The organism is Lacinutrix chionoecetis, from assembly GCF_053604665.1.
The window spans coordinates 113,217-120,947 of record NZ_JBSHNQ010000066.1 but is presented as its reverse complement, the minus strand read 5'-3'; the positions used below and the strand labels follow the sequence as shown (position 1 = coordinate 120,947).

Annotated in this window: 4 protein-coding genes and 1 pseudogene; 1 reads left to right on the top strand and 4 read right to left on the bottom strand. The window is 32.7% G+C overall.

Features of this window, described 5'->3' with window-relative positions; genetic code table 11:
• Positions 1 to 547: 547 nt before the first annotated feature.
• The 3 genes and pseudogenes from ACVC43_RS03815 to ACVC43_RS03805 form a co-directional block, all read right to left on the bottom strand.
• Positions 548 to 2,797 (bottom strand): TonB-dependent receptor, encoded by a 2,250-nt coding sequence (locus ACVC43_RS03815; RefSeq protein ID WP_452223241.1) that lies wholly within the window; start codon positions 2,795 to 2,797, stop codon positions 548 to 550.
• Positions 2,798 to 2,806: 9 nt separating this feature from the next.
• Positions 2,807 to 4,090, bottom strand: coding sequence for a tetratricopeptide repeat protein (locus ACVC43_RS03810; RefSeq protein ID WP_452223240.1), 1,284 nt, complete (start codon positions 4,088 to 4,090; stop codon positions 2,807 to 2,809).
• Between the two features lie 82 nt (positions 4,091 to 4,172).
• Positions 4,173 to 5,426, bottom strand: a pseudogene (locus tag ACVC43_RS03805) (DUF4331 family protein).
• 153 nt (positions 5,427 to 5,579) lie between these two features.
• On the opposite strand from ACVC43_RS03805, the gene ACVC43_RS03800 reads away from it, so the two are divergent.
• Positions 5,580 to 6,752, top strand: coding sequence for an LETM1-related biofilm-associated protein (locus tag ACVC43_RS03800; protein ID WP_452223239.1), 1,173 nt, complete (start codon positions 5,580 to 5,582; stop codon positions 6,750 to 6,752).
• Here the strand turns inward: ACVC43_RS03800 and ACVC43_RS03795 are convergent.
• On the bottom strand, positions 6,749 to 7,702 hold the full coding sequence (locus ACVC43_RS03795; RefSeq protein WP_452223238.1) for a Fic family protein: 954 nt from the start codon (positions 7,700 to 7,702) through the stop codon (positions 6,749 to 6,751). The genes ACVC43_RS03800 and ACVC43_RS03795 overlap by 4 nt on opposite strands.
• Positions 7,703 to 7,731 lie beyond the last annotated feature (29 nt).

The following is a 7,731-nucleotide window of genomic DNA, read 5'->3' as shown; positions in this document are numbered from 1 at the left end:
TGACCTGATTCTATTTCTCCAACAACTTGAAGCTTAAAAGAAATTGAATAATCTTTTTGGGTACGCTTTACATACCCAGTGTTTTCTGATGGTTTCATTACACTAATGTTTTAGTGTATCGCTATTTCAGGACGGGACAATCTTTTAATAAAAAAAACCTCAAATATAAATTTGAGGTTTTTTTTATGCGATTATATGTAACTTGTATTAACACAAAAAGCTCAGACATTACATCTGAGCTTTTATTTATAAAGTAATTTATCTTCCCATTAATTACTTTATATGTTGAAGAAAGCACTTGCTCATTTAGTTAAGACAATAAGCAAAGTACTTTCAAATCAACCAACAAAAAACAAACAAAAATTATTTTTCTAATTAATAGCGTATCGATTAGATCTTTGTTGGATTATTTATCTATTGTACAATACCTACGATAAAAAGTTAAAAGCGGTTTTAAAAAAGTAGCCTTATTTTCTAATTAATTTATGAATAAAGCTAAAATGCTAACTACAAGCGTTATACAATTTATTTGACTTATGAATTAATCTTAAAATTGATAGGTTACAGTTGCTTTTGCATTAAACGGCGTACCTGGAGTAAAATGAATTTCTTCTACAGATTCTGTTTCATTTTGTAAACGCGACTCTGTTAAAAACTGTGTTTCGTTCCAATCTGTATCGAACAGGTTTTCTATTTCAATGCCTACAGTAATTTGCTTGCTAAATTTGTAATTTAAGTTAAAATCGGTTACAAAATAGCCTTCGGCAGTTACAGAATAGTCCTCGTTTGCTGGCCTGTCGTCCAACCAACGATAACGTATTGCACCTGAAAAACCATTAAAATCATTTAGTGCTAATCCTCCTACTAACGTAAAACTTGGCGCTAATGGAATATAATCTTCACCATCTGCCTCTTCTGTACTTCTTGCCTTTGTTAGTGTTGCATCTGTATTAAAGTAGAGATATTTGTTTAATTGGTATCTTAAACCTAAATCAAGACCTAAGCGTTCTGTTTTTCCACTTGGTTCAACTATTCCTGCATCTCCAACATACACAAATTCCTGTTCTAAAAACAAATACCAGGCAGTGGCATTAAGTACTAAGGAAGCGGTTGGTTTCCAAATACTTCCAAAATCTAAACCGTATGCTTTTGGCAATACATCTTTTCCTTGGTTGCTTACCACAACTCTTGCATCGTTAGAGTGAAAGCCGATTCCCGACTTTAAAAACCATTGTAAGTTGTTGTTTTGCTGAAACTGAAAATTTAACTTTGGTAATAATGCGGTTTTTGTTTCAGATTGTGTATTATAATCTTCAGTTAACGCATCGTTGTATAGAAACTTAAAGTATTCCATACGTAAACCAGGCGTAATTTTAAATTTACCTAAATCAAATTCAGCTGTGTAATATGCAAATGCATTGGTTTGATCGATGTCACCAAGCTGTATAAATTCTAAAGTCGTGTTTCGGTTTAGAGTATGTGATAATTCTACATCATCAACCTTGTCTAAACGCAGTCCAAAACCTGTTGTTGTTTCAATATTTGCATTTCCGAAGGCATTATCCTTATTTACACGAGAGTTAAAACCAAAGATATTTCTATCTTCCTTTTGCTTAATCTGGTCACCATTTACAGGATCATCAAGAAAAAAAGTAAAGTTTGAGTACAACTCAAAATCATAATGAGAATAAAAAACATTAGATTTTATGGTTGTATCGTCATTTAAAAACAATTGATGTTCAACATTAAAATTAGATCTGCTTGTGTTTCCTCCTTCGGTATCATCAATAGCTCCAAAACGACCTATCAATCCACTGTCTACGGCACGTTGTGGTATTTGACCAGAAGCATCCCAACGACTTTTAAAATGCGAAATAGTAGTGGTTAATTTATGTTTTTTTTCTATTAAAGTAGAATACTTTCCTATTACATTTATTCTATTAAAATTTTGAGGCGATATAAAAGGCCCATCACTTTCTATATATTCTAAACCTACGTAGGCACTATGGTTGCTACTTCTATCGGTTAAATTAAAAAGACCAAGAGTTCTTAAAGTATTAAAACTGCCGTATGACAATTTAACGGTGCTGTTTTGTAAATTACTTTTTGTGTTAAAATCTACATAACCAGCTGTTGTAAAATCTCTTGCGCTGGCATAATAAGGTCCTTTACCAAAATCGATACTGTTAATTGTTTCTGGAATAATAAAATGCAAATCGCTATAACCTTGGCCGTGCGCGTGCGAAACATTGTTAACCGGAATACCATCTACATTAATTGAAATGTCTGTACCATGATCAATATCGAAACCTCGCAAAAATATTTGCTCTGCTTTACCTCCTCCAGCATGTTGCCCTATTATTAAACCTGGTACTTTTCTTAGTACTTCTTGTGAAGAATTTAATGGGTTTGTTTTTATGTCTATTTTAGCTAAGGTGCTTAAAATATTTTTTTGCTCTGTTAATACTAATTCTTGAAGCTGAAATATTTTATGATTAAGTTGTATGGTTAGTGTGTTAGAAAAATCGGCTTCATTTAAAACAACTTCTTTTTTGTTATAACCTAATAAGCTAACTGTAATGATGTCTCCTGGTTTACTGTTGTCTAATGTAAACAGTCCATTGTCTGATGTATGGGCATGTGCTTCAGTAATTGCATTAAAAATATAGGCATTACTAATTGGTTTATCGAAATCATCGAAAACGACACCTTTAATTTGTTGAGCAGATATGAGGATTGAACTCAAGAAAAAGACACAACACAATGCATTTTGCAATTTGTTTTTTATAATCTTCATCTTAAGTTATTATAGTTGGTTAATTTTCTTTTCCATTAATGGTCCTAATTCGTAGGATGCTCCAATAAGTTCTTCTTTTAGTGGTTTTAATTCTTTAGTCATACCATTAGCTTTGTAAATTTCTGCTACATGGTATAGTGTTTCTGGTTCGTAAGTTTTGTCAATTACATATTGATTAACAATGTCCAGTGCTTTTTTGTGGTCACCTTTATTGTGGTAATACCAAGCTAATAAATCGTAAGACTGCGGTGTTGCTCTATTTTCTATTTCGCGATTGGCAATAGTTAATGCAGAATCCATACGCTTAGGGTCTTCGGCAAACAACTTTGCATTATAAGCGTTATACATCTCGCCATACTCCTTTTTTTGTACTGCTGCGTTATATTGATCTAAATATTTATTTTTAGAATTGTCATCTTCTAAATACTCAGCAATTTCAGCTTTTAAGAGATAGTAATCTGGTGCATTATATTGCTCTGTAATGGCATTTAATATTCTTAACGCCTCTTCTGGATTACGCTCGTAAGAATATACGATCCATGCAATTCCTTTTTTTGCGTAAGCGTTGTTAGGGTCAAGTTCTAAGGCTTTTAAAAAATAATTGTATGATTTTTCAATTTGACCATCATGACCATAAAAATCGGCAATGTTTGTATAAGACCACTGCTTAATCCCTTTAAGATTTGAAGACTCTGCCTTAGCCATGGCTTTCTCCATGTATTTAATTGCTGCATCAAGATTACCAATATGGTCATTCCATTTGGCAGTTCTGATTAAATAATCGAAGCTATTTAAATCTACAACTTTTTCAAGATACGATTTGGCCTCGTCATAATTACCTAATTCCATATGCACATCAAACAGCATTTTTTGTGTGCTTTCAAGGTCTTCGCCTAAAACTTCAGCTTTTTCTAAAAGTGCTAAGGATTCTTTAAAACGATGTTGTGAGATATAATTTCTGGCTAAAGATCTTAAATGGCCTGCGTTGTTTTCTTTTGTTTTTTCGTTTAGCTCGATTAAATTAGCTTCGGCTCTTACAAGGTTTTCAATATTACCTGTAGCACCAAATAACTGAGATTCTGCACTTGCCAATTTTGCTAAATAAGGAAACTGGCTTGGTGTTTTTTCAAGTTTATTTGCCCAAAACAGATGCTCCTCTTTGGCTTCAGAAAGTTTTTTGTTTTCGGCCGTTAAATAAGCCTCATAGTCTTTTGCATTAGTTATAGTAGCTTTCTCCTCTTTACAATTAAAGAGCAGTGCTAACATTACTATTAAATATAATTGAGTTTTCATGTTGTTGTTTTTGTTGGTGGTTGATTTTATTGTAAAAAAAAACCAGAGCACTTGAAAAAGCACTCTGGATTTTTATTAACTTCTAGTGAGGAGAAGCTAAATATGGGAATGATGCTGAAAATGCTTTATCGTTTGAATCGACATTGTCATCTGATAATCCTGGCTTTTCAGAACCATCTGGTCCACCAAAAATAAGTAGTAACTCTGTAGTAATAACATCATCTGCTAATCTACGTCCTGTAAGAACAGTTGCTGGCATTGTTGTTGGATCGAAAAATGAAGTAGCTCCATCTAAAGATACTGTAAGCACATCTGTTGCTAAAGCCGTTGTAAATTGTGTAGCTGTAAAACCTAAAGCATTTGTTGTATAATCTGGGTTTAATGCTAATAACTTAGCTTCAAAAGGTGCTTGAAAAGCTGCTCCTTGTGCAGAAGGAATAGTCGTATTAAATGTATTTTTACTTCCTGTATTAACAAAAACAGTGTTTATTGCTGGTCTTGCCATTTGGTCATCTTGAGAGTATGTTCCTGTAAAATCAAGTGTTGTTCCTACTGGTGGTGTTGTTGCATCATCATCATTAGAGCAATTAAATGCTACTGCTGAGATTAATAATGCGAACATTATTGTTTTTATATTTTTCATAATTATATGTTTTAAAGTTGATTATTTTTATTTAGACTTAGTTTCTACCCAAGTATTAATTGATCCAGTTCCACCAATCATAGATTTTGGTACTTCCACAACAATAGATAAAACGTTTGTTCCTGCAAATAAATCTGTTCCAGGATCGTTAAAACTTGTAGCATTACCGTTTATAATTTCGGTATACTGCGCAAAATCAAAGAAAAAAGGATCGTCTCTTGGTCCTGCAAAAGCTGTAATACCTGTTGCAGACGTTGCAGTAATAGCATTAGATCCATAAGGTGTAATATCTACTATTGTTCTACTTGCTGTTGCATTAACTGTACTGTTTAAGCCAGTATTTGTTGTATCAAAAGGTCCAAAAATATACATTTTTCCGCCTCTTGGAATGGCTTGTATTACTTTGTCTTCAATGGCGTCTCCATCTGTGTCAATATTAATTTCTACTAATACATTCTCGTCGAATGCTGCGTTTTGCGTTCCAGAACCAGAAGCTAACAATCCTCTAACATTAGCTACAAAAGCAATATTGTCTGTGTCTTGTGCTTGAAATGCATAAAAGTCTGTAATGTCTGTAGAAGAACTCGCTCCTCCTCCGTCAACGGCTGGTGCATCAATGTGATCGGCAGCTACCATAAAGAAACCTGCAATCGCAATTGCTGAAGCTCCTAATAAAATTTTGAATTTTTTCATAATAAATGAGATTTTTTGTTAATTAATTTTTTGGTTCTCACTTCTATTTACGTAATTATATAAATAGTGGTTTTGTTAAACTTGTGTTAACCCGTGAAACCCTTTATAGTTTAACCTGAATGTAGTAAATTTGTTGACTCTAACACTAAAAAAGTGAACCCATCTGCTGTAGGCTGGCTAAAAAAGCAAACTTTAATATTTTATAAAGATTTCTCTAACAAATCTTTAACACTTTCTTTACTTTACAAAGAACTTATCGCTTGCGGATATATATATGGTAGTAATACTAGTGTAGCATTAAACTTGGTGGATAAAGCAGATTTCTCACCAGAAGAGCTTTGTAAAATTAATCATCTTACGGCTTTATTGGTCGTGCATAATGCTTCTCAATCTTCAAACTCATTTATAGAAGACACTATTTCATTTTATAAAAAAATAAGCGCACATAAAAAAGGATTTCTAACTGAGGTAATAACGAGGAATCATACCACCGAAACTTTAGAAAAAATTATTCACAAGCGTATTCTAATAGATAATAACCTCATCGACAAAAGTTTTAATTTTTTTATAACTAATGCCTTGTTATTTATTGATGTGTTGGCTTATAAAGATTTTTTAATTGAAGGTACTATTTCTGAAGACGCCATAATTGAAAAGGAAAGTGCTATTGAAACCATTATTCTAAAAACTTTAAATGCCAAGTCGACAAAATCTAAATATGATTTGGGCTTAATTAACCTGTTCGAACAGTCTTTACGTTACCAACAAACAAAAAAACTTACTTACAGTCAGGCGATAGTTATCTTTAAAACCCCATTAGATAAACAATATCTTCTGGATTTAGCATGCATGGCAACATGGTCTGATAAAGACATAGACGACAACGAACGCTATTTTTTATTTCAACTATGTAAGAACCTCAATCTTAATAGCGAAGAGGTTATAAATGCAATGAAAACCATTACAGCCTTTTACACCGTTTATAAAAAGGATATTGTTTTATTGGGCTCTAAAAATATTGTAAAGTCCTTTTACAATAATTCCAGCATAATGGTGAAAAAGCTAATAACCAGAAATAGCAAGCGCTTATTAAAGGAATTATCTCAAAGTAAAGAGTTAATGCTTTTGTTAAGTAAATCGACCGTTAAAAATTTAACCAAAGAAGAGCAAAAGAAAGTTAACGAGCAATTACTTGATATTTTTAAAGCAATACCAAGTCTGGCTATTTTTTTATTACCTGGAGGTGCATTACTGTTACCATTGGTCATTAAATTTATCCCAAAACTATTACCATCTGCTTTCGATGATAATAGAATTGAAGATTAACGATTGCGAGATCTATTTGCTATGTAGTTATTAATAGCCTCTTTTGTAGTAAACCAATTTCTGCCCTCTTTATGCGCATCAATTTTACCTTGTCTTGCTAATAGGCTAACATATTCTTGACTATAGGCAACATCTGGCTCTTTAACAATATCTGAAATTACCCGATACTCCACATCATTATCTGGCAATGCTGTTAAATAAATGTTGGTTGTACGCTCAAGTGCTTGACACATAAGGAGCATAAGCTTACTGTAATTACCCTTATTAGCCTGATTTAAAGCTGCGTAGTATTTACTCCTGTCATTTTTTAAAATAATAGCAGGAGGAAAACCATGTTTCATAAGTAATAAATTCATGACTAATCGTACGGTACGACCATTACCATCGAAAAATGGATGAATATGTACAAACTGATGATGAAACACAGTAGCCATTTCAATACTATTTAATTGTAATGGATTAGTATTTACAAAATCTACTAATTCATCAAGTAATTGAGATACTTTTATAGCATTTGGAGGCACAAAATTTGCACCAGATATACGAACACCAGCATTTCTTAATCTGCCTGCAAAACCATCTTCTATGGTGCGTAAAACCAAACCATGTAAAGACAATATGTCTTTACTGTTTAATTTATAATCGGGCTTTACTAAAGTATATAAATAGTTAATAGCGTGCTCATGGTTTTTAGCTTCAAAATGCTCGCGAAGCGATTTACCTTTAATAGTAACACCTTCTTGTAAAACCATTTGGGTTTCCCGTAAACTAAGTGTATTGCCCTCGATACTGTTAGAGTTATAAGTCCATTCTATTAATAACGCCTCTCTAATCTTTAACAATGCAGCATTAGGAAACGGTCTTATTTTATTAAGGTGCAGCACCTTGTCTTCAAGACGTAAAAATGTACTGTTTAAATCTTCTCTGTATGTTGTATCTAAAACTTCCACTTAACAAAGATACAAATTTTTTGCAAAAA

Coding starts and splice junctions, on each gene's coding strand:
- ACVC43_RS03815 (WP_452223241.1), bottom strand. CDS start 2,797: ATGAAGATTATAAAAAACAAATTGCAAAATGCATTGTGTTGTGTCTTT.
- ACVC43_RS03810 (WP_452223240.1), bottom strand. CDS start 4,090: ATGAAAACTCAATTATATTTAATAGTAATGTTAGCACTGCTCTTTAAT.